This is a genomic window from Winogradskyella damuponensis (assembly GCF_039538385.1).
Taxonomy (GTDB): Bacteria; Bacteroidota; Bacteroidia; order Flavobacteriales; family Flavobacteriaceae; genus Winogradskyella; species Winogradskyella damuponensis.
In genome coordinates, this window is record NZ_BAABCB010000028.1 from 190687 (window position 1) to 214444 (window position 23758).

General features: G+C 30.2%; 22 protein-coding genes. 17 read left to right on the plus strand and 5 right to left on the minus strand.

All coding sequences use genetic code 11. From position 1 onward, the window contains the following. Nucleotides 1-8: 8 nt before the first annotated feature. The 8 genes from ABD730_RS14335 to ABD730_RS14370 all read left to right on the plus strand — a co-directional run bounded on the left by ABD730_RS14335 (nt 9) and on the right by ABD730_RS14370 (nt 10839). The gene (locus ABD730_RS14335; RefSeq protein WP_334468651.1) at nt 9-1472 is read left to right on the plus strand and encodes a hypothetical protein; all 1464 of its coding nucleotides are present in this window, start codon (nt 9-11) and stop codon (nt 1470-1472) included. 337 nt (nt 1473-1809) lie between these two features. Next, nucleotides 1810-3114 (plus strand): flippase, encoded by a 1305-nt coding sequence (locus ABD730_RS14340; protein ID WP_334468653.1) that lies wholly within the window; start codon nt 1810-1812, stop codon nt 3112-3114. A gap of 157 nt (nt 3115-3271) precedes the next feature. Beyond that, nucleotides 3272-4672 carry an O-antigen ligase family protein gene (locus ABD730_RS14345; protein WP_334468656.1) on the plus strand — a complete coding sequence of 467 codons (1401 nt, stop codon included), beginning with the start codon at nt 3272-3274 and terminating at the stop codon, nt 4670-4672. Further along, entirely contained in the window at nt 4659-5462 is an 804-nt protein-coding gene (locus ABD730_RS14350; RefSeq protein ID WP_334468658.1) for a glycosyltransferase, read from the plus strand. Before ABD730_RS14345 ends, ABD730_RS14350 begins: the two co-directional genes overlap by 14 nt. Further along, entirely contained in the window at nt 5459-6664 is a 1206-nt protein-coding gene (locus tag ABD730_RS14355) for an O-antigen ligase family protein (protein ID WP_344715586.1), read from the plus strand. Before ABD730_RS14350 ends, ABD730_RS14355 begins: the two co-directional genes overlap by 4 nt. Next, the gene (locus tag ABD730_RS14360; RefSeq protein WP_334468662.1) at nt 6657-7793 is read left to right on the plus strand and encodes a glycosyltransferase; all 1137 of its coding nucleotides are present in this window, start codon (nt 6657-6659) and stop codon (nt 7791-7793) included. Before ABD730_RS14355 ends, ABD730_RS14360 begins: the two co-directional genes overlap by 8 nt. A 198-nt stretch (nt 7794-7991) precedes the next feature. Then, complete coding sequence (locus tag ABD730_RS14365; protein ID WP_344715588.1) at nt 7992-9338, plus strand: exopolysaccharide biosynthesis polyprenyl glycosylphosphotransferase; 1347 nt, start codon at nt 7992-7994, stop codon at nt 9336-9338. Nucleotides 9339-9426: 88 nt separating this feature from the next. Continuing rightward, nucleotides 9427-10839, plus strand: a complete 1413-nt coding sequence (locus ABD730_RS14370) for an exopolysaccharide biosynthesis polyprenyl glycosylphosphotransferase (RefSeq protein ID WP_344715590.1) — start codon at nt 9427-9429, stop codon at nt 10837-10839. Here the strand turns inward: ABD730_RS14370 and ABD730_RS14375 are convergent. Then, nucleotides 10836-11996, minus strand: coding sequence for a glycosyltransferase family 4 protein (locus ABD730_RS14375; protein WP_344715592.1), 1161 nt, complete (start codon nt 11994-11996; stop codon nt 10836-10838). The two genes, ABD730_RS14370 and ABD730_RS14375, sit on opposite strands and share 4 nt — an antisense overlap. A 7-nt stretch (nt 11997-12003) precedes the next feature. After that, nucleotides 12004-13329, minus strand: coding sequence for a phenylacetate--CoA ligase family protein (locus ABD730_RS14380; RefSeq protein ID WP_344715593.1), 1326 nt, complete (start codon nt 13327-13329; stop codon nt 12004-12006). A gap of 92 nt (nt 13330-13421) precedes the next feature. On the opposite strand from ABD730_RS14380, the gene purD reads away from it, so the two are divergent. Continuing rightward, nucleotides 13422-14693 (plus strand): phosphoribosylamine--glycine ligase, encoded by a 1272-nt coding sequence (gene purD / locus ABD730_RS14385; protein ID WP_344715595.1) that lies wholly within the window; start codon nt 13422-13424, stop codon nt 14691-14693. Here the strand turns inward: purD and ABD730_RS14390 are convergent. After that, complete coding sequence (locus ABD730_RS14390; protein WP_215926449.1) at nt 14688-14915, minus strand: DUF6341 family protein; 228 nt, start codon at nt 14913-14915, stop codon at nt 14688-14690. The genes purD and ABD730_RS14390 overlap by 6 nt on opposite strands. Nucleotides 14916-14984: 69 nt before the next feature. On the opposite strand from ABD730_RS14390, the gene ABD730_RS14395 reads away from it, so the two are divergent. Then, nucleotides 14985-15902 (plus strand): DUF6427 family protein, encoded by a 918-nt coding sequence (locus tag ABD730_RS14395; RefSeq protein ID WP_334468676.1) that lies wholly within the window; start codon nt 14985-14987, stop codon nt 15900-15902. Here ABD730_RS14395 and upp read toward each other — a convergent pair. Further along, on the minus strand, nt 15891-16550 hold the full coding sequence (upp, locus tag ABD730_RS14400; protein WP_215926453.1) for a uracil phosphoribosyltransferase: 660 nt from the start codon (nt 16548-16550) through the stop codon (nt 15891-15893). The genes ABD730_RS14395 and upp overlap by 12 nt on opposite strands. Before the next feature lie 72 nt (nt 16551-16622). Here upp and ABD730_RS14405 point away from each other — a divergent pair, with 72 nt between their 5' ends. Both ABD730_RS14405 and ABD730_RS14410 read left to right on the plus strand, forming a co-directional pair. After that, nucleotides 16623-17231 (plus strand): DUF4254 domain-containing protein, encoded by a 609-nt coding sequence (locus tag ABD730_RS14405; protein WP_344715597.1) that lies wholly within the window; start codon nt 16623-16625, stop codon nt 17229-17231. A gap of 53 nt (nt 17232-17284) precedes the next feature. Next, a complete protein-coding gene (locus ABD730_RS14410) occupies nt 17285-18301 on the plus strand; it encodes a glycosyltransferase family 9 protein (RefSeq protein ID WP_344715599.1) in 1017 nt (338 codons plus the stop codon). Between the two features lie 214 nt (nt 18302-18515). On the opposite strand, the gene ABD730_RS14415 is transcribed toward ABD730_RS14410, so the two are convergent. After that, nucleotides 18516-19574: a 2Fe-2S iron-sulfur cluster-binding protein gene (locus tag ABD730_RS14415; RefSeq protein WP_334468683.1), complete on the minus strand. Its 1059-nt coding sequence runs from the start codon at nt 19572-19574 to the stop codon at nt 18516-18518. 139 nt (nt 19575-19713) lie between these two features. On the opposite strand from ABD730_RS14415, the gene ABD730_RS14420 reads away from it, so the two are divergent. The 5 genes from ABD730_RS14420 (at nt 19714) to ABD730_RS14440 (ending at nt 23742) form a co-directional block, all read left to right on the plus strand. Continuing rightward, a complete protein-coding gene (locus ABD730_RS14420) occupies nt 19714-20046 on the plus strand; it encodes a PadR family transcriptional regulator (RefSeq protein ID WP_092445958.1) in 333 nt (110 codons plus the stop codon). Between the two features lie 51 nt (nt 20047-20097). After that, entirely contained in the window at nt 20098-20745 is a 648-nt protein-coding gene (locus ABD730_RS14425) for a hypothetical protein (protein ID WP_344715602.1), read from the plus strand. A 61-nt stretch (nt 20746-20806) separates the two neighbouring features. Continuing rightward, complete coding sequence (locus tag ABD730_RS14430; RefSeq protein ID WP_344715603.1) at nt 20807-21526, plus strand: hypothetical protein; 720 nt, start codon at nt 20807-20809, stop codon at nt 21524-21526. After that, nucleotides 21523-22212, plus strand: coding sequence for a hypothetical protein (locus tag ABD730_RS14435; protein WP_344715604.1), 690 nt, complete (start codon nt 21523-21525; stop codon nt 22210-22212). The genes ABD730_RS14430 and ABD730_RS14435 overlap by 4 nt, the downstream gene beginning before the upstream one ends. Before the next feature lie 51 nt (nt 22213-22263). Continuing rightward, nucleotides 22264-23742, plus strand: a complete 1479-nt coding sequence (locus ABD730_RS14440; protein WP_334468694.1) for a DUF5687 family protein — start codon at nt 22264-22266, stop codon at nt 23740-23742. Nucleotides 23743-23758: the final 16 nt, after the last annotated feature.

Below are 23758 nucleotides of genomic sequence, written 5' to 3' on the forward strand. Positions count from 1 at the left end.
AATTTCATATGAAAAAATTAATTTTAAAGCTTTTGATATTCGTTGCTATTTTTGCTTTTTTGTTACTGTACTTCGATTCGTTTTTCATAGATAATGACCACTCATCTGTTAGTTCGTATCAAACATTATATGAGGAGGATAGGGAGTCTGTAAGTGTGGTCTTTTTAGGTAATTCTCACCAAGGTAAAGGGGTAGATGCAAATATTATAAATGCTAAGTGTAAGACAAATTCATTAAAAATTAATGGAGCAGGTATAAGTATAGCTCAAATTTACTTTAACCTATTAGAAACATTACAATATCAATCTCCTCAAATTGTTGCTATAGAAACTTGGGCACTTATTGATAAAGGAGTGAGATATAATAAGATTGCAGACTCAAGTGGAAATTTAATGGCTTCACCATTTAAAATGGAATACAATAAAAGATTTGGTAAAGTCAAGTACGAGGAGATCTCAAGTATTTATCCAGATAATAAATGGTTTCATATGTTTAACGCGTTTAGATTTCATAACAATTGGCAAGATAGCGAAATGTGGTCTAAGTCATTACAAGCAAAATTTAGCTTTTCAGCTAAAGAACGAAGCCACAATAAAAAAACAAACTGGCATTTATCTTCGGCAAGCATAAAAGCATTTAACGAAAAAAGCTTTAATACTCAAAATTTGGAGCTTACAAAACATGAAGAGGAATACATAAATAAGATTATTGATTTGTCAATAAGTCATGATTTTAAAATATTATTTTACACTGTTCCTGTATATAGAACTTATTACAATAAAACTAAAGAAGGATTTGATGTTGTAAACAAAGAGATTGAACGAATTACTAATGCACATAAAAATATAGATTTTCTTGATATAAATAAGAAAGTTTCAGGTTTTGATTACACCTGTGTTGTAAATGAAAAAGTATCATCTAATCAACATGCTAATTATAAAGGCCAAATTAAAACAAGTTCTACTTTGGCAAATTATCTAATGAATAACTACAACATAGACGAAAGTGATGTCTTTAAAAAAACATTCTTATCAACACCTGAAAACTTACTCTATAACGCAAATAAAGTTATAGAAGCTAAGACCTTTATTGGCTCTATAAATAAAATAAATGGTCAGTTTTATAAAGATATAGAAGGGGATAAAGTTGTCACTATTGCTGAAAGCGTACAAACAATAAATTTGGAAGGCTGGATGCATAAAGAAGGTGTCTCTAACTTGGCAGGAAATAAAGTAGTTGCCTTGAAGAAAAATACTAATTTCGTTTATATTGTATCAGGAAATCAAATAAAAGAAAGAAAAGATTATAAGTTGGTTGAAAAGTATGGTAAAGATTTTAAAAACAGTGGATATCGGGTAGAGTTGTCAAAAAACTTATTAGAAAAGGGTACGTATACTGTTTTTCATATTATTAGAGATAAAGAAAAAAAATATCATTTGAAGAATACCCACAAGCGTATAGTCATTGAATAATAGAACTATTTAATTCTGATTAATTTACTTTAACTTACCCCAAAAAAAATAGGTAAATACGCTGCTTTTATTCGTGTAATCAGATATTACTAATTTTAATTATATTAAAAAAGTCTATCGACTTTCTGCTTATAGTGGTTTAGTTTTAAGTCATTTAAACGTAATGACATTTTTTGAAAATCAAATAAAAGATTATTTTTACGGATATTAAGTCGGTTTTATCTAGCTCTAATCTTAATTTATTACATTAAATAATAAAGAAATATGGTAAAAAGCTATTTTAAAAAAGAGACCAATTTATTTACTTACAAATCAATGATTGCCCCTTCATTAGATTATGAAATTTAATTCTATCACTTCAAAACTATTAAACTCTAGTCTTTTAGGGAGTAGTTTAAAGGTTCTTTTTATTAAAATTCTTGGTGTTTTGCTTCTTTTTGCTGTTTCACTATTTTTAACCAATTACTTTCCGCCAGAATTAGTTGGACAATATGACTTTGTCCGAACTCTTTTAATGATAATTGGAGGGCTATCCGTTTTAGGAATGGATCAATCTATAATTTATTACTCAGGTTTTTTTAAATCTCAAAATTCAATGGGCTCTTTGAGAGCCACTTATTTTAAAATGCTTACTCTCGTTTTACTTGCTAGCAGTATACTTTGGGTACTAAACAGTTTAATCCCTAATGATTTTATTAATGAACTATTTAATAAGCCAAAAGCATCATTACTTTTTAATAAAGTTATTTTAGCACTGTCTTTTTATGCTATTACATTTTTAAATATAGACATGTTAAGAGCTTTAAATAAAACTATTTTATCTGAGTTGTTTAGAAATATTTTTAGACACCTACCATTTTTGTTTTTAGCAGTTTATTTAGTTTATAACTCAAACGAAGCTTATTTAATTGATGCTTATTTATGGAGTTTTGCAAGTTTAGCTCTAGTCTCTTTTATTATTATTTACAGAAAATTTTTAAAATCGAAATTTGAGATTAAAATAGATAATTTAAGTTATAAGACTATTTTCTTAAAATCATATCCAATGGCTATTAGTGCGTTATCTTATTTTTTAATGCAGAGTATTGATGTTTTGTTATTAGCTAAATATAGTACGTTTGATAACGTTGCATTTTATGCTATAGCGGTGAAATTATCAACAATATCAACATTAGCACTTTTGTCAATAAATATTATTGCAGGACCAAAGATAGCTGAATTCTATTCTAGCAACAGTATTGAAAAGTTAAGGCGCTTATTACAAAATAGTAATAGACTTATTTTAGTTTTAACATTGCCAGTATTAATTGTACTATCATTATTTTCAGAATGGATTTTAGGCTTATTTGGCAAGGAATATATTGTTGCTCAGAGTGCGTTATTAATATTATTAGGCGGACAATGTTTTAATTTTTTATTGGGGCCATTAGGGGTGTATATGAACATGACAGGTAAGCAAAACAAACTACAAAGAATTCTTATTTTAGGTTTATTAATCAATGTTGTTTTAAACATTATTTATATCCCTAAGTATGGAATGATTGGTGCTGCTTCATCAACTGTTGTAAGTATGATTATTTGGAAAATTCTAGCAACTATAATTATATATAGACAGGATAAAACAAAAACATTTATTTCATAAGATTAAAATTGTAGATAAAAAAAATAGTTAACTTTGAATTTATATGTAGCAAAGAGATTATAGGCTATAAATCAAGAAAAATATAAGGGAAAAGCGTAAAATAACTTTTAAAGTTATAGAGAAATATTAATGAAACAAGAATTCTTAACAACCAAATATGAATATTGCAATTAAGCTAAAAAATCTAATTTTAGTTATTTTTTTGTTAGGTGTATTTTTTATTCCATTTAATTCATTTAAGGGTTTTGCTATATTTGGTGTTTTAGGAGAATATAATAGAGATTCTTGTGTGCTTTTTTTTTTATTATGCTCGGTAATATTATTTACTACAGGAAAAATAAAAATACCTTATCATAATATTATTTTTCAGCTGCTAATTTTATTTATATTTTGGGTTATACTTTCTGTAGTTTTTAATAGTTATGATATGTTTGGCTATTATTACAAGCAAAGAACAGGTTTTGAGCGTTTTATAAGACAATTTGTTTCCTTACTTATTTCAGCTATTATTCTGTTTATAACCTTCTATAATATTATTGAAAAGTTTGATCTTAAGACTATTATCCTTAAAATAAGAACAATATTTCTTTATTCATTAGTTATAGTAGTTGTATATGGTAGTATAGAGTTTTTAATCATTAAATTCCATATGGATGGATTAAGAAGTACTTTACACCTATTTGATTATTTTCCTTTTACATCAGTTAATATAGATAAATGGACTCGCAGAATTTCCTCTGTTACTTTTGAACCTCCAGCGTTAGCAACATATTTATTAAGTATTGCAGGGTGGATGTTTAGTTACATACTTACAGGAAAAGGGTTTAAGCGTTTTTTACCTGGAATATTTGTCATTCTTTTTGCTTTTTTGTCAGAATCAAGGGCAGTATTTTTTATAATAATTATTCAAGTTTTTGTTTTTATTCTTTTTTTAATTAGAAAAAGAAAATTCAATAGTTTATTTGCTAAAATATTTCTTGTATCTGTATTTGCTGGTGCTGCAGTTGTAACATTCTTTCTCAAATCCACAGTAGAATATGTCTATGATGAATTAACATCTTTTAAAATTGATGACAGTGTACATTCTACATCTAATAAAACTCGATTTGGGATACAAACAGCTATGTTTGAGGTTTTTAAAGAGAGTCCAATCGTAGGTGCAGGATATGGCTTACAGGCTTTTGAGTCAACAAAGAAATACCCAAAATGGGCAACCGAAGATAATTGGGAGTTTAGACTTAAACATTTAAATGAAAATCATCCATCATTTCCACCAGGATTTAACTTATATCTTAGAATTTTAGCAGAAACAGGAATTATAGGATTTTTTATATTAATTACTTTTTTTATAAGTATTTTAATGTGGTGTTACAATAAAACGTTTAAAAACCCTAGTGGTAGCACTGTTATTCCTCTTATATTAATGATTTCAATGGTAGGATATATTTTTAATTGGTTAAAAACAGACACATTTAGGGTTTATGGTTTTTGGTTATGTTTAGCAATTATAATGGTAATGATAAAACAAAACAAACAATTAATTAATGAATCAAAGTAGAATTATCCTTGTAATGGCACATTACAATAACCCTAAAGGGTTAGAAGAATCATTGGTCTCGATAAATGAGAAAATTGATATTGATATTCTTGTAGTTGATGATGGAAGTGAGCATAAGCCAAATGAAGAAAGATTAAATCAAATTTATAATTCTGGTAAAATTTACTTTGAGTATTTAAAAGAAAATAAAGGAGTAGGCGTCGCAGCAAATCGTGGATTAGAAGTAGCTTTAAATAAGAACTATGAATTTATTGGTCGTTTTGATTGTGGGGATATTTTTATGAAAGATAAATGCTCTAAACAAATTAATTATTTAGACCAAAATAAAGAGGTGAAACTCATAGGTACTTGGGCAAATGTTATTGATGAGCATGGAAATTTTTTACACGAATTAAAGCCCCCAACAGATTATGAAACGTTAAAGAAAAAAATGTACTTAAATAGTATGTTTTTAAATCCATCAGTAATATTCTATTCTAAAATTTTAGACAAGGTTGGTAATTATCCTTTTAAGTACAGGAGAGCATCACAGGATTATGCGTTTTTTTTCAAAGCACTTAAGCATTATAAGGTTGAAAATTACCCAGAAATATTAATGTATTATGTTTCTGATCCTAATTCCATTTCAACAAAGAAAAGAAGGCTTCAAGTGTTTAATAGAATTCGTATAATTTTAGATAATTTCCACTTTGGTTTCTATCCCATTTATGGATTATTTAGAAATATTCTATTACTATTTGTATCTAGAAAAGTGACAACAGAATTGAAGAAAAAATTTAAACTGAATTGAAGTTCTTACATAAAATATATCATTATCTGTTTTACGCATTGGTGTTTACCATTCCGTTTGAAGATGATATTAGAGCTGTCCCAAATATTCTTATTGGAATATTATTTGTCTTACTTCCTTTTGTTGAGAAACAGTTTATTAAAAAACTCTTAGCAAACAAGGTATACATAATAGTTATAGCATTAATACTTTTTACTGTATTATCATCTTTAATTATAGGTACAATTTCAGAGGATATGTACGTTATAAAAAAACTGTTTATTTCAATTGCAGTTTTAGTTTTATCGATCCCTATAAAAAAGAGTTTTAAGATACAGTTGTTCTTTATACTATCAGTAACCTTAGGTAATTTTATTTCTGTATTTAGCCTTGTAAATTATACGTCGGAAGTTGGAGCGTTTGAAATTGCATCAGGACAACATATTAATGATTTGCTATTTATAGAACGCTTATATTTTGGATTTATTAACTCTTTAAGTATTGCTTTTTCTTTAAAAATATGGTCTAAAGTACCTAAGAAATATAGATTATTTCTTGTGTTTAATATGTTATTAAGTGCTTGTATGCTGTTTCTAGTGGTTTCTAGAATGGCAATTATAACTGTTTTATTAATATTTATGATAAAGGTTTTTTATGAGACTAATTTAAAAAAATCACTAATTACAGTTGCACTTATATTAGGTACAGTTGCTGCGTTTTTCTTATTCAATGATAATTTAGCTAAACGCTTTTTATATGTTGATAAGAAAAATGATTTCTTTTATAAAATAAGGGAATGGGAGCCAAGATATGTCATTTGGAATTGTGCTTTCTCGCATTTGGTGAATAGTTCTGAACATAAATTACTTATAGGTGACGGTTTTGGTATGACACAAGAAAACCTTAATAACTGCTATATTAATTCGATGACCAAAAAAGAGCGTATAGCGTATTTTCTTGAAACGCGATTTAATACACATAATCAGTATTTAGATTTATTGTTAAGTAAAGGACTTATTGGGTTAGCTATTTTTTTGTTTTTAATTTTTAGCCTTATAAGGTTAAACAATAAGGATATTAATCAATTAAATATTCTTTTGGTATTGGTATTATTTGCTTTAATTGAAAATTTATTTCATAGACAAATAGGAGTATATTTGTTCGCGCTAATTTTAATAGTGTTAACCCCAAATAAATCAGAAGATAATTTATTAGATGAGTAGAAAAAAAATTGTACATATTCTTCATTCAATAGGTGGAGTAGATACCTCCTTGAGAGTGCTAATAAAATCTATTGACTCTTCAAAATTCGAGAATATTGTAATTCATGGTACAAAAGATAATTCTAACTTTTTAGATGATTCTAATAATTATGTAAAGGAATATAAAATACCTATAGAGCGAGATATAAACGTATTAAAAGATTTTAAGTCAATTATTAAGGCTTACAAAATAATTAGAAAAGAAAAACCAGATTTAATTCACGCTCATAGTGCCAAAGGCGGACTCGTAGGAAACACAATAGGCTTTTTATTAAACACTATTAATGTTTTGCACACTCCACAGGCTTATTCTTTTTTAAGTGCCAGTAATAGTCTTAAACGCCGTTTTCTAGTGTTAATAGAAAGGATTCTTAAAAACAAAAAGTCAATTTTGTTGGCTTCATCTAATTCTGAATTAGAAAGAGGTATTATGGAAATAAAATATAAGAAATCTGAAACGGCACTTTTTAATAATTGTATTTCTCCAATCACGCTAGATCCTGAGTTTAGTGATATATCAAGTTATAATCTTCCTGATGAATATATCTGTACTGTTGGAAGACCATCATATCAAAAAAACATTGAGTTGATGATTGAGGTATTAAAGGAGGTTAAAAAAGAGATTCCTAAGATCCATTTGGTAATTATGGGAATAGGTGTTGTAAGTCCCAATACTGAAAATGTAAAACGTTTAATAAAAGCATATGATTTAGAAGCCAATACTACGTTGATTGAGTGGACAGAACGCGAGAGAATTTTTCATATCGTTTCCAAATCTAAATTATATATTACCACGGCCAGATACGAAGGCTTGCCATATGCGGTTATTGAGAGTCTAGCCTTATCTAAATCAATTATCGCAACAGATTGTGACGGCAATAGAGATTTGGTTTTTGATGGTGAAAATGGATTTTTAGTTGATGCAGATGATATTAGTTTAATGAGCAAGAGAACGATAGAATTATTTCAAAATGAGTCTAAAAGATTAGAATTTCAAAAGAAGTCGCTAGAGATTTTTAATCAAAACTTTAATTTAGAAACTAATATTAAAAATTTAGAAGCACTGTATTCTAAATATTGTATTAAATAACTAAGCGTTTTTATTAATGGTAATAACGTAAACGGACGATTTAAAGAATCGGTTTTTTTTATAAGGAAGTTTTGTTAAGTTATTGATTTATACATTTTTTTTAGCATTTGAAATATATACTCAAATTTATTTATATTACGTAGATTCAATTATATTTGCCGCATAAATATCAGTTGCTACACAGATTAGAGGATTATTATGAATGATAGATTTTATACACAATTATTAAGACCTGTCCTGTATATTATCGATTTGCTATTTGTATGTTTTTTGTTAGTTACGTTTTTAACGTCAGACATCAACATTATAATTATACCAATTCTTTTTTGGATTATACTTTCTTTGTTTTCACCTTTTAAAAATGGAAACAAAACCTTAAGAATTATCAGAATTATATCTGTAACTCTAATTGTTAGGATTTCTTTGTTCATATTGTTAATTCTATCTTATTTCTATATAATTGATTATAAGGTAGATATTGTAAAAATAATTAAGTTTTACTTTTTATTATTTTTTGTTCTCTGTTTTTGGCGAATACTCACCTTTGTTTTAATCAAGCGATATTTACACTATAAAGGCATTTACTATAATAATGTTGTTATTATTGGTTACAACGATTCAACTAAAAAGTTAGAAGATTTTTTTGAGAATAATAAAGATCATAATTATAAATATAAAGGGTTCTTTACAAATAAAGAGACAAACAAAAAATTAGGAGATATAGCAAAATCGTTTAATTATATAATTGAGAATAATATAGACGAAATATACTGTTCTGTAAAAGAATTGTCTGATGAGCAAATGAGTGAATTGGTTTATTTTGCCGACAATAACTTAAAAACATTAAAGCTTATTCCTAACAATAAATACGTTTTTTCAAAAAAATTAAAGTTCGAAAATCACGACCTTATTCCAATATTCTCATTAAGCAATATACCTCTTAAGGATAACTTAAATATAGTTATTAAAAGGACTTTTGATATTGTATTTTCACTCATAGTTATAGTCGGTTTTCTATCATGGTTTACTCCTCTTATTGCATTAATGATCTTATTAGAATCAAGAGGAGATGTTTTCTTTAGGCAATTGAGATACGGAGCCGATTTTAAACTTTTTGCTTGTTATAAATTTCGCTCAATGAGTGCCAATAGAGAATCTGACAGTCTTCAGGCATCAAAAAATGACATGAGAATAACAAGAGTTGGAAAATTTATAAGAAAAACAAGTATTGATGAGTTGCCTCAATTTTATAATGTATTGTTTGGAAGCATGTCTGTTGTTGGGCCAAGACCACTCTTATTAAGTCATACAAACGATTATAAAAATAAAATAAATAAATTCATGGTTAGGCATACTGTTAAACCAGGTATAACAGGCTTAGCTCAAGTTAGTGGCTATAGAGGAAATATTGAAAAGGATTCTGATATGCAAAATAGAGTGAAATACGATATTTTTTATATAGAAAACTGGTCCATGTTTTTAGATATTAAAATTATTATTAAAACGGTTATAAATGTAATTAAAGGTGAAGAAAAAGCCTATTAAATAAGGCACATCATTAACATTGTAGATATACTACCAAGATTAACTTCAATAACAAATCCTAAGAGACTTATTAATACAATGAAAAAATATGGAGTTTAAACGCGGAAGATATTCATGGGTATTGAGGCCAATATTAATAGTATACGACCTTATAATTATAAATACATTTGCTTTTATCTTTTTAGATTTTAATAGTGAAAAATTATACTTTTTCTCTTATGAATTGCTCAATGATAAGAACATACTCTATCTTTTATACTCTATAGTATTTTGGCTTTTATCTACCTATTTACTTAAATTTTATAAAGTGTATAGGTACACTTCTGTAATAAATATTCTGTCGCTTATTATAAAGCAATTCTTTGCTTATACGCTTCTTGTTTATGCCTTTGAAGGTTTTTTTAGAAGTATTAATATTGAGATAACCTTAACGTTAAAATATTTAGCCTATGCCTTTATTGCAATAAGTTTTGTTAAGCTGTTAAGCTATTATATTTTAAAGTCATTCAGGATATATTTAAAAGGTAATTTAAGAAATATTATCCTAATAGGTAGTGGTGATAATGTACACGAGTTAAAGAAAATATTTAAAGAAAAGAAAGAGTTAGGCTATAACATAAATGCAATTTTTAGCGATTCTGAAGATGATGATACGTCTGGCTCTATTGCAGATAGTTTTGACTATTTAGAAAACAATAACGATCATATAGATGAGATTTATTGCTCAATTTATGATTTATCAGAAAAAGAGATAAACGAATACGTTAGGTATGCAAATTTGAACCATTGTAATATTAAGTTCATACCTAATACCAAAAAATTATTCACCAAACGATTTAAAACAGACTATTATAACTACATACCAGTTTTATCTATTCAAGAAGTAGCACTTAACAATGAAATAAATAAATTTTTAAAACGAACGTTTGATGTTGTGTTTTCGTTGTTAATCATAGTTTTTATACTGTCTTGGCTTTCTGTTATTTTATTTATTTTAATTAAGTTAGAGTCTAAAGGGCCGTTATTTTATAAACATAAAAGAACGGGAATAAACTATAAAGCCTTCTACTGTTACAAGTATAGGTCGCTTACCGTAACAAAGGAGTCTAGAGGAACTTATGTAAGTCCAGACGATAAGCGCCTAACAGTTATAGGAAAGTTTATTAGGAGAACAAGTATAGACGAATTACCTCAGTTTATAAATGTTTTAAAGGGAGACATGTCTGTTGTAGGACCAAGACCACATATGCTATCATATACCGATGATTATTCAAAGAAGATTAATAAATATAATTTTATTTATAGACACAATGTGAAACCAGGTGTAACCGGTTTAGCACAAATTAAAGGGTATAGAGGCGAAATTAAACACGATAAGGATATCATAAACAGAGTGAAATACGATATTTTTTATATAGAGAACTGGTCACTTTTACTAGATTTAAAAATCATTGCCCAAACGATTATTAACGTTATTAAAGGCGATGAAAAAGCGTATTAAATGACATTTTTAAGTGCCATAAGCTGTTTTTTGAAATCAAATTGAAGTCGAGCTGTTTCTTGAATAGATACGCTTAGCGCATAGTTGAGCTCTTCAGAGGTGATAGAGGCCAATATTTTATTTAAATGACTGTAATCGCCTTCATTTGCAATCCAGCCAAGCTTATGTTTTGTAATCACATCCTCGCCTTCACCACCTCCAAAATATAACATTGGCAAGCCTAATTTAGCGTATTCAAAAATCTTAGACGGTACAGATCCGTAAATTCTATTTAACAACGGAATAATGGTAATATCATATTTTAAAAGGACTTGGTGTAACTCCGCTCGGTTTACTCTACCATGAAAATAAAGAGGTAAGTCTTTATTAGAGTCAATTAAGTTTTTAATAGCTTCCTCTTCTGCACCAGACCCGTAAATATGAAATTCAATAGTCTCATAATTAATTTCTTTACAGAGCTTATGGATACCTTGAGCCACACCTAAAAGGCCTGCATAAACCATTTTTATTTTACCCTTAGATGAGGTGTTTTCTATAAGTTTAGGGTATTTAATTTCTGGGAAATTTCGGTATAGAAATAGCTCTGGCTTTGTGGTTATAGTTTTAATATGGGTTAGTATTTCATTACTTTGTCCTAAGATGAGGTCTGCTTTTTTGTAGTTAAAGGCTTCAAGTTTTTTTAGAAGCCTATATGCAAAACCTTCTTTTAAAGCTCCTAATTCTAATCCTGCGCTTGGCCATAAATCACTTACATTTAAAATTAGTTTTCTTTTCTTAGATCTTAAAAAGAACATACAAGTAAAGGACACTAAAAGCGGTGGAGACTGTACTATAACTTTATTCGGAATCTTATGCCACATAAAAAACCAAATCAAACTAAAGCTGTAAGATAACATGGCTATTAAACGCAGAAATTTATTTTTAGAAACTGAAGCATAAATCCATAAACGATTAATTGTAATGCCATTTTCTTCAGTTTTTAAACTGAATTTCCCCTTGTAAGCTGCAAAAATTTTTCCGGTTGGGTAATTAGGTAACGGAGTAACAATATTGACATCATAATCATTTTTTAAGCCTTCTGCCAAATGATAAATACGATTAGAAGCTGCACCAATCTCTGGCGGAAAGTAACTCGTTATAATCATTAATTTTTTCACTAATACTCTATTTTAAATGTGATGTGAACTGTTTTAACTTACCAGACTTTGAGCGCTTTAGTTTTTTAACACGTTCAAAATTAATAGTTATATTAGGCTCTAAATAACGAATCACTTCATTCTTAATCGTTGTTTTTTTAGCTTCAGAAAGTTCAATTTTACTAACGTAACTAATTTTAAAGCTATCTAAAAGCGTCTGCTCTACAACAAATTCTGAAACATTGCCATCGTTTTCAATGACGCTTTTGGTAATGTAATAAAACGTGAGACCTGCTGCTTTTTTGCCACTAGGCAAAACAATAATGTCATTGGTTCTTCCAATAAGCTTCTTTAAAATGGGTTTCTTAATGGTACTCTTTTCAGATAACATACCTATATCACCAATATCGTAGCGTATAAAGGGGTGTGCTTTGTTGTAAAGCGATGTAATTACAATTCTCCCTTCTTCTCCGTACGGTAAAACAACATCATTCTCATCTAAAATTTCTACATAAAGCGTTTCGCTATTAAGTTGCCATTCATCAGTCGTATTCTGAAATGCAATAAGGTCTAATTCAGAAGCTCCATATTCATTTATAACTGGCAGTCCAAATTGTGTTTCAAGTAGCAATTTATCATCATCAAATAACATTTCGGAAGTTACAATACAAGCTCGTAAAGTCGGGCATACAGATTTTAACAGAATGTTTTTACGCTTTAAATACTTTGCAAATTGTACAATTGAGCTCGTATAACCATTAATATAATCGAATTGGGTAGTTTTAAATTTTGCTAAAGTGTTTTCAAATGCAGTATCACTTAAATCAAATACCGAAAACCGAAAACGATTACTAAAATAATCTTTCAAACGTTCCTTGTAATACCCCTTTTTATCTAAAGGAATACCATAAAAACGGGCTTGCATAGATCTGTTAAAATCAATATTGTACCAACCAAACCGATTTATTATTTCAGCCCAAGTTAGTGCATGGCACCATTTATCTTTCGCAAAAATAAAAGGGTCACCAGAGCTACCAGACGTTTTATTTACATAGACGTTTTTAGTCGTATACCCATCACTTAAACGCTGCTCTAAAGGCTGTTGCAAATGCTTCTTTGTAATAATTGGTACAGAATTCCAAACGTTAAGATCAATTGTTTTTCCAAGCGTTTTATAAAAAGAGTTATGTTTTAAATGGTAAGAAATAATGGCTTTTTTCTGTTCTTCAACATAAGTTTCAAATTCAGAATTAGTTTTAGCCTGAATTTCAGACAAAGTCAATTTTGCCTTGTCAATTTTAAAGCCATTTATTTTTAAAGAAAAATCAAATAATCGCAAGATGTTTTTTTGCATTTAAGGTTTTGAATTCATCAAAGTGAGTTCTTTGGTAAAATAATTGTTTTTTAAACTTAAAACCAATTATTTTTGTCTAAACAATTTTAAGCATGAATATTTTAGTACTTGGCTCTGGAGGAAGAGAACACGCATTTGCATGGAAATTAGCAAAAAGTAATCGTTGTAAGGCGCTTTTTGTAGCACCAGGAAACTCAGGAACCAACGCCATTGCAACAAATTTAAATATTGGTGTTACTGATTTTGAGGCCATTAAAGCAGCCGTTTTAGAACATCAAGTTGATTTAGTTGTAGTTGGACCAGAAGACCCATTAGTACAAGGTATTCATGATTTCTTTTTAGTAGATGAGGCCTTAAAAAATGTAGCAGTTATTGGGCCCCAACAGGCAGCCGCTGAACTAGAAGGAAGTAAAGAGTTTGCTAAAGAATTTATGGTACGTCATAATATTCCAACGGCAGCATATGAAAGTTTTACTAAGAATAATGTTGACGATGGTTACAAATTTTTAGAAACTTTAAAGCCTCCTTATGTTTTAAAAGCAGATGGTTTAGCAGCAGGAAAAGGTGTTTTAATCTTAAATGATTTACAGGAGGCTAAAGACGAGCTAAAAAGTATGCTTGTTGATGCTAAATTTGGAGAGGCTAGTACTAAAGTGGTTATCGAAGAATTTTTAGATGGTATTGAGTTGAGTTGTTTTGTCTTAACAGACGGAAAAGATTATAAAATTCTACCAACAGCAAAAGATTACAAACGTATTGGAGAAGGTGATACCGGTTTAAATACAGGAGGTATGGGAGCCGTTTCTCCTGTGCCATTTGCAACGCAAGAATTTTTAGATAAAATAGAAAATCAAGTTGTAAAACCTACGGTTGAAGGGTTAAAGAAAGATAAATTACCTTATGTTGGCTTTATTTTTATTGGTTTAATTAAAGTTGGAGATAATCCTAAAGTAATAGAGTATAACGTTAGAATGGGAGATCCTGAAACTGAAGTAGTCTTACCAAGATTAAAAACAGATTTAGTTGATATTTTTGAAGCTATGGCTAATCAAACCTTATCTAAAGTGAATATTGAAATTGATGAGCGTGCAGCAACAACTGTAATGTTGGTTTCTGGTGGCTATCCTGAAGCTTATGAGAAAGGTAAAGAAATTTCAGGATTAGAAAATGTTACAGATTCTATAGCATTTCATGCAGGAGCTATAGAAAAAGACGGTAAAGTGGTGACCTCAGGAGGTCGTGTTATGGCAATTACATCGTACGGAAACACGTACAATGAAGCCATAAAAAAATCTTATCAAAGTATAGATAAACTACATTTTGATAAGATGAATTATCGTAAAGATATTGGTTTCGATTTATAGATAAGAGTGAGAAGAAATACTTTTATCTTCTTCGTTGTTATCATTGTACTTTTTGAGTTCTAGCATCCAATAAACAAATGCAACAAAGCCAATAGCTATAAAAATCCATGAGAATATATTAGCAGAAAACCAGCTTTCTAACTCTAATGCTCTTAAGGCATCAAAAGGTGCAAATAACACATTAACAAATAAATCAGCTATTCCGTTAAAGAAATCATTCATAACTTTATAAATTTACACCAATTCTAATTTTGAATTGGTTTCTAAATAACAAAAATACAAAAAGAGTTAATGATTACAAGCATTTTTAGTAAATCTAAGCCGATAAATTTCGTAATAATTGCGCTTTATATCATTTTGCTTTTTGTAATTACAAATTATACCTTTCTGTTTTCAGACTTAAATAGTTCTCTTACAGCATTTTTTAAATTAGGAATTACTCTGTTTTTAGTCTTTTTACTCGATTTTATTGTAGCAAAAAACAACCTAACTCAGGGTAATAGCTATGCCATAATGACTTTTGGTTTGCTTTTTGGAATGTTACCACAAACGATGACAAATTTAGATTTACTATTGTCTAATTTGTTTGTGCTTTTGGCTTTAAGGCGCTTAATAAGTTTGCATTCTAAATTAAGTGTTAAAAAGAAATTGTTTGATGCCGCGTTTTGGATTGCTGTTGCTGCTTTGTTTTACTTTTGGGCAATACTCTTTTTTGCGCTAGTGATTGTCGCTCTGATTTACCATTCTCAAAATGACTTTAAAAATGTAATCATTCCATTTGTTGGTATTGCAACTGTTTTTGTTTTACTATTGGTGTATAATATTGTAATCTATGATGAATTTATAAGGTCTTCAGACTTTATAAGATATGCAAGTTTAGATTTTACAGCTTATAACAGTAAGGAAAGTATACTTAAATTTACGGTGTTATTTTCCTCTTTTATTTGGACGCTTATTTATTATTTTAGAACCTTACCAGACAAAAATAAAAAGTTAAAACCGTCTTATTTTATCATAGCTTATGCTTCAATAATAGCTGTTTTAGTGGCTATTATTGCGCCATTAAAAGACGGAAGTGAATATCTGTTTTTGTTTATGCCATTTTCTATCATCATGGCAAAATATATTGAAATTATTACAGAGCGTTGGTTTAAGGAGGTATTTGTGGCGCTTTTAATACTAACTCCAATTATCAGTCTATTGCTGTAGTTTATTGCCAAAAGCTAAATCACCAGCATCACCCAATCCCGGAATAATATATCCTTTATCATTAAGCTTCTCATCAATAGTTGCAATCCAAAGGTTAACGTTATCATCAAAAGCTTCATTAACAAAATCAATACCTGGTTGTGCACCAATAACACTTACCAAATGAATTTCCTTTGGAGTGCCAAATGGCTTTAAGGCTTCAAAAGTAGCCACCATAGATTGTCCCGTGGCTAGCATAGGATCTGCTAAAATTAAAGTTTTACCTTCCAAACTTGGGCAAGCTAAATACTCAACAACGATCTCAAAACTTTCAGGATGGTGTTTGTGTTGTCTATAAGCCGAAATAAAAGCATTCTCAGCAGCATCAAAATAATTGAGTAAGCCATTATGAAGCGGTACACCTGCTCTTAAAATAGAACATAATACAATATCATTGTGATGTAAAACTGTTTCAGAAGTGCCAAGAGGAGTTTCTATAGTGCACGTCTCAAATTGAAGAGATTTGCTTAATTCATAGCCAATAATCTCACCAATACGTTCAATATTTCTTCGGAAACGCATACTGTCTTTCTGGATGGTTTTATCTCTTAATTCAGACATAAACGTGTTTAAAATTGAAGGCGTATCAGAAAGGTTGTGAATTTGCATATTATGAGAATTAGTTCAGTCGTTAAAGTTAATAATTCCTACTATATTTGTAAACATTAAATCAATTTCATTATGTTTTCACAAAAAGCAAACGCTATATTTCAAGAGGTTATTAAAACGTATAAAGTTTTAAATACAGTAGATCAACCTTTTACAAATAAGTACGATAAAAATGACGATCTCATAGCGCATTTATTATATAGAAAATCTTGGATAGATACTGTTCAATGGGCATACGAGGATATTATTAGAGACCCAAATATAGATCCAGTGGCAGCTTTAAAGTTGAAACGAATGATTGATGCTTCTAACCAAGATAGAACAGATACGGTTGAATATATCGATAGTTATTTTCTAGATAAATATAAAGATGTAACTGTAAAACCAAATGCCAAAACCAACTCTGAAAGTCCAGCTTGGGCCATAGATCGTTTGTCTATTTTAGCATTAAAAATTTACCATATGCACCTTGAAACGGTTAGAGATGATGCCAGTGATGCGCATAAAGCAGCCTGCCAAAAGAAACTAGACGTGTTACTAGACCAACGTGTAGATTTAAGCACAGCAATTGATGATTTGCTTAATGATATTTCAAATGGAGACAAATACATGAAAGTGTACAAGCAAATGAAAATGTACAATGACGATGAATTAAATCCTGTTTTAAGAGGTCAGAAATAATTCGTGAGACCTTGCAGGTTTCTAAAACCTTGCAGGTCTAAGTCTAGATTAAAATGCCAAAACCAAAACACATACTCGTCCTTAGGTTTTCTGCCATGGGAGACGTAGCCATGACAGTACCTGTGTTGCGAGCTTTGACGGCACAACATCCCGAATTAAAGATAACAGTAGTTACCAGAGCCTTTTTTAAACCTTTTTTTCAAGATTTAGAAAATGTAAGGTTCTATGAAGCGGATTTAAAAGGTAAACACAAAGGGGTTTTTGGACTTTATAAATTATCTAAAGCATTAAGAAAACTTCATTTTGATGCGGTTGCCGATCTGCACAACGTTTTACGGAGTAAAATTTTAAAATTCTTTTTCTCAGGAAAAAAAGTGGTGCAATTAGATAAAGGTAGAGCCGAAAAGAAAGCTCTGACTTCAGGTGTGTCTTTTAAGCAATTAAAAACCACACATCAACGTTATGCTGATGTTTTTGAAGACCTAGGTTTCACAGTAGATTTATCTAATCCAGTATTCCCAAAACCAAAAGTCTTAACGGAACAACTAAGTGCTTTTATTTCAAACAAAAGTTTCAAAACTATTGGGATTGCTCCTTTTGCGGCATACCGCAGTAAAATGTATCCTTTAGAACAAATGGAAAGCACCATTGAGACGCTTTCTAAAGACTATAATATAGTTTTATTTGGAGGTGGTGCTAAAGAAATAGCGCTTTTAAATCAGCTTGAAGCTAAATACTCTAATGTAAAATCTGTTGCAGGACAATTGAATTTAGAGGAAGAATTAATGCTTATTTCAAATTTAGACCTCATGCTAGCTATGGATTCTGGTAATGCACATTTAGCGGCAATGTTGGGTAAAAAAGTGATTACAATCTGGGGAGTAACACATCCTTTTGCTGGATTTGCACCATTTAATCAACCTGTAGATTTTGCACTTACTGCAGACAGAACACAGTTTCCATTACTACCAACGTCTATTTACGGTAATAAATTCCCAGAAGGTTATGAAAAGGCGGCAAGTAGTGTTTCTGAAGCGGTAATCATTTCTAAGATAAAAGAAGTTATTTAACGTTAAAACTTCTCAATACTATGTTTTTGTACCAAAAAAATCACTCGAAGAGATAAAACGATATAGAACTAAGTTTACGTCAATTCGAGTCAAATTCATTTCTAAAATTTCGTATTAAGAACGTCTTGAAAACCAAAAGACCTTTCGTGTTATTAAAACATGAAAGGTCTGTATATCTAATGATCCAAAAATCTAACGAATCTAATAATCTAGATTAAACATCATCATAATCTACCGCAATAGTAGCAGACGTTGGATGTGCTTGGCAAGTTAATATCAATCCTTCTGCAACTTCGCTATCCGTCAAAATATTATTCTGACGCATTTCTGCTGTACCTTCAGTTACTTTAGCAATACAACTACTGCAAATGCCACCTTGACAAGAATAAGGCGCATCAATGTCTTGTTTTAAAGCGGCTTCAAGAATGGTTTGTTTTTGAGGCATGCTAAATTCAAATTCCTCTTCATCTACCACAACTTTAATTTTGGTTTCGCCAGATGGTAAATCAGTAGTAGCATCAGAACTAGCTTCAACAGGAGCTGTAAACAATTCAAACTTAATGGCTTTTTCTTTTACACCATTTTCAATTAATACATCTTTTACCGTATGTATCATTTGTTCTGGTCCACAGAGGTAGAAGTTTTCAATGGTAACTCCTTTGTACTTATTCTTTACGATGAGGTTTACCGTGCTTTTTTCAATACGTCCAAATAAGGCATCGGTTTCTTGAGACTGACTGTATATAAAATGCGCATGAAAACGGTTATCGTATTGTTTTTTTAGTTGCAATAATTCATCAACAAACATCGCGTCAGCTAAGGTTTTATTACCATAAACCAATATAAAATTGCTAAATGGTTCTTCTTCTAAAAGTGTTTTAGCAATACTAAGCACTGGAGTAATTCCACTTCCTGCAGCAAAGGCAGCAATAGTTCTGGTTTTGGCAGCATTAGCTTCAAATATAAAACGACCATTTGGTTCTGCAACCTCTAATGCGTCGCCTGCTTTTAAGGTGTTGTTGGCATAAACAGAAAATGTTCCGTTTTCAACTGCTTTTACAGCTACAGTAACGTTTCCGCTATTTTGAGACGCACAAATAGAATAATCTCTACGGATGTCTTCGCCATTAATAGTGGTTTTTAAGGTAATGTATTGTCCGGCTTTAAAGCTGAACTTTTCTTTAAGATTTTCTGGGATATCAAAGGTTATAGCAACAGAATTGTCTGTTACTTTAGCAACTGATTTTATAGTGAGTGAATGAAATTGTGCCATTAAAAATAATTTTTTGCAAAGATAAACAAACTCTTACAGACCTAGCAGGTTTTTAAAACCTGCTAGGTCTAAAATTTTAATAAAATACAATGCATAAGTTTCTTATACATAAGAAAATTATGTATATATTTGTACTACGATGAGCAATTCAAAATTATATAAAGGGAGTTTAACCACTATCATTTTAAAGTTATTAAATGAGCACGATAAAATGTATGGTTACGAAATTACCCAAAAGGTAAAGGAATTAACTAAAGGAGAGTTGAAAATCACAGAAGGTGCATTATATCCTGCGTTACACAAATTAGAAGCTGAAGGTTTGTTAGATGTTGAAGTAGCAAAAGTAGATAACCGATTGCGTAAATATTATAAACTCACCGAAACCGGAACTAAAGAAACCGTTAATAAATTGGAAGAATTAGCTGAGTATATTAAAACGATGCAAGCCTTAGTGAATCCAAAGCTAGCTTAGACCTGACCTAGCAGGTTTTAAAAACCTAGCGGGTCTTCATTTAAAATGACAATGAAACTAACCAAAGAACAAATACAATTTATAGACACGTATCTAGAGAATTCTGATGTGGTTTTTGCAGACATAAGAATGGAAATGGTAGATCATGTCGCCTCAGATATTGAAGATAGAATGCGGGCGAGTACGACTAGCGATTTCTATAATGTGTTTAAAGGTTACATGGTTCAGAACAAGGCTCAACTTTTAAAAGAGAATAAACAGTTTTTAAAATCTGCCGATAGAAAAATTTGGAAGGCATTTTTAAAAGAAGTTTTAAATCCATTAACACTGCTGATTTTTTTAACGTCTTTTGGCGGGTTTTACTTTTTGTATTCAAATTTCAATATAGAAACGTTTAGGTTAATTATTTCTTATGTTCCATTAATTGGATTATCGGGGTTTCTGTTAACTTATGTTGTTTATCACAAAGTGAAAAATCTAAAACGATTTTCGGTCGTAGAACGTTTAGCGATGCCTTTTTTGGTGTTTTATCAAATACCCAATATTATTTTTAATTTTAGCTACCAAGCTAAAGATTTAATGACTGTACTTTGGATTCTCGGAATTGTAAGTATAGTTTTAACTTTAATGTTGGTCTTGGTTCGTGTTAGCATAAAATTATTTAAGAGTTACGAAAAGCAATATAAAACCCTAGCATAACCTAAATAGAAGGAGACCTAGCGGGTTTTTAAAACCTAACAGGTTTAAAAGTAAATTAACAATGAAACTAACCAAAGAAGAAATACAATTCGTAGACAATTATCTCATTAAAAACGAGGTAAAATACTGGGATGTGCGTTTAGAATTGTTAGATCATATTGTTTCTGCGGTTGAAGATAAAATGACTAACGATGGTATTTCTTTTAATGAAGCTTTACTTGACGTTCATAGAGGTTTTGGAAACCAGTGTATAGAATTTGGAGTTCCTAAGGGTAAAATATTTGAAAGTGGCTTATACCAAAGTAATATCGGGTTTAAGAAGTTTACAAAAAACAAGCAAAAGGAAATCAGTAGAAAAAATAGAAAACGGTATTGGGTGCTTTTAAAACAAACGCTGTTGTCTTATAGCTTTATGTTAGAGTATCTTCTATTTGTTATGATGATATTTGTCTCTTATCAATACAAACCAAAAACAGCATTATTGGTGGCATTAATTACGCTGGCAATTCCAGAATTACTGAAATTTAAATATGTGTTTAGAAAAGGGGTTAGGCACTCATTAAACGCTAATATGGTGGGTTTGCTTAATTCTTCTTTTTTGTGCTTTCAAGGTGCTATTCTAAATTTTTATAAAGATGAGTTTACTTATAATGGCATCGTAGATTATAGATATATTATAGGCTTTTATGTCCTTATTTATCCTTTAACTAGAGTCAGTTTTATGCTTTATAAAGAAGTATTAAATGTCACCAAAGAACGTTATCAGCTTTTAACATCATGAAACTTACCGAACCTCAAATACAAGACCTCTACGCGTTTACAAGACAACATTTTGTAGAGCATTACGACTTGCAAACCGAACTCGTAGATCATTTAGCCAACGATATAGAAACCCAATGGCAAAATCAACCAAAGCTTAGTTTTGAAGATGCTAAAAATAAAGCCTTCAAAAAATTTGGAATTTTTGGTTTTATGGATGCCATTGAGCAAAAACAAAAGGCGATGAATAAGCGTTACAGGGGTTATTTGTGGAATGAAATTAAAAAATGGTTTGAGATGCCACAAATCGTTGCAACGATAGCATTGTATGCGTTTTTTTATATAACGTTTTCTTCAAAGTTTACCGCCATCTTTTCCCTCATTTTTTATATTATAATTTCAGGGTGGTGTATTTATAAAAGCACACAATTAAACAGGCAATTTAGAAAACGAAAAGAAATCTCTAATAAAAAATGGATGTTAGAAGAGCTAATTTTTAAGCAAGCTGGCGGTGCATCTTTAATCTTTATGTCGCAACTCTATAATGTGTTTACAATTCCCGATAAGTTTGAAATAAACACGTTGTTTTTGCTGCTCTTTTCTTTAGCTTTTACCGTCTTAACATTAATAAATTATATCAGTTTAGAAGTGATTCCAAACAAAGCCGAAAAATTACTAAATGAAACCTACCCAGAATTTAGTTTGTAACAAATTTCTGTTTTTTCATACTTACTACATAAACCAACCCATCATTACACTATGATAAAACACTTTCTCAATCTCGAATGGAAACAATATTTTCGTTCGTCGTATTGGCAGAAAAATATAGCTATCAATATCTTAATGGTATTTTTTGCACTTTATTTTGTTGCCATGTTTTTAGGCTTAGGATTCGGCCTTCTTTTTATCCTTAAAGAAATGTATCCTGAGCAGGACCCATTTGTAGTAGCCAATGGATTTTTGTTTTACTGGATTATTGGCGATTTATTAATGCGTTTCTTTTTGCAAAAATTACCAGTAATGAGTGTAAAACCATTATTAACGTTGCCTATTAAGCGGTCAACTGTAGTTAATTATGTGTTAGGAAAATCAGCATTGTCATTTTTTAATTTTTTACCATTATTTGCTATCATACCCTTTAGTATAATGCTAATAGGAGATGGTTATGCTGTTTCTGAAATTATAACCTGGCTGTTTGCGTTAATTATAACAGTGCTTATTATTAATTTCTTGAATTTTATAATCGAAGCGTTTTCGGCAGAATCAGAATTGTCATTTCTACCTATAATCGTTGTAGTAAGTGTTTTATTTGGTTTAAATTATTTTGAAATTGTACCAATGACTTCGTTAATAGGAAGTGGATTCTTGGCCATTGCACATCATCCAATGCTTATTTTAATTCCAATCGCAATTTTAGCATTGTGCTATGGTTTCAATTTTAAAACCTTAAGAAAGAAACTGTATTTAGACAGCTCATTAAAAGCTAAGGTCACCGAAGTTAATGCTTCCGACTTATCATGGACAGAGCGTTTTGGAGACATTGCACCATTCATGAAACTCGATTTAAAACTGATTTGGAGAAATAAACGAACCAAATCAATGGCCATGCTATTATTGGTTGGTGTGCTTTACGGTTTGTTTTTCTATCCACAACCTATGTATAGAGAAATGACCTTTATGTCTGCTTTTATTGGGATTTTCTCAACCGGATTTTTCCTTATCAACTTCGGACAATTTATTCCGGCTTGGGATAGTGGTTATTATAAACTTTTAATGAGCCAGAATATTAAATACGAGCAGTATCTACGTTCAAAGTTTATCCTTATGGTTATAAGTGTTGTGTTGCTTTTTGTTTTGGGAATTCCGTACGTGTATTTTGGTTATAAAATCTTAATAGCGCATTTTGCAGCTGCCATTTATAACATTGGTGTCAATACTCATGTGATACTTTGGGGAGGCTCTTTTAACCGAAAAAAAATAGATTTAGATAAAAAAGCTGCCTTTAATTATCAAGGTACAGGTGCTGTACAGTGGCTCATAGGTATTCCATTAATGTTGGTGCCAATGGCTCTGTTTGGACTTGTAAATTGGCTGGCTGGATTTAGTGCCGCAATAGCCTTATTAATTGTTCTTGGGGTTTTAGGAATAGTTTTTCATAAAAAATTAATGAAAGGTATTACTAAAAAATATCTCGATTCAAAATACAAAATGATTGACGCTTTTAGTCAAGATAATTAATTAACACTTAAGATTA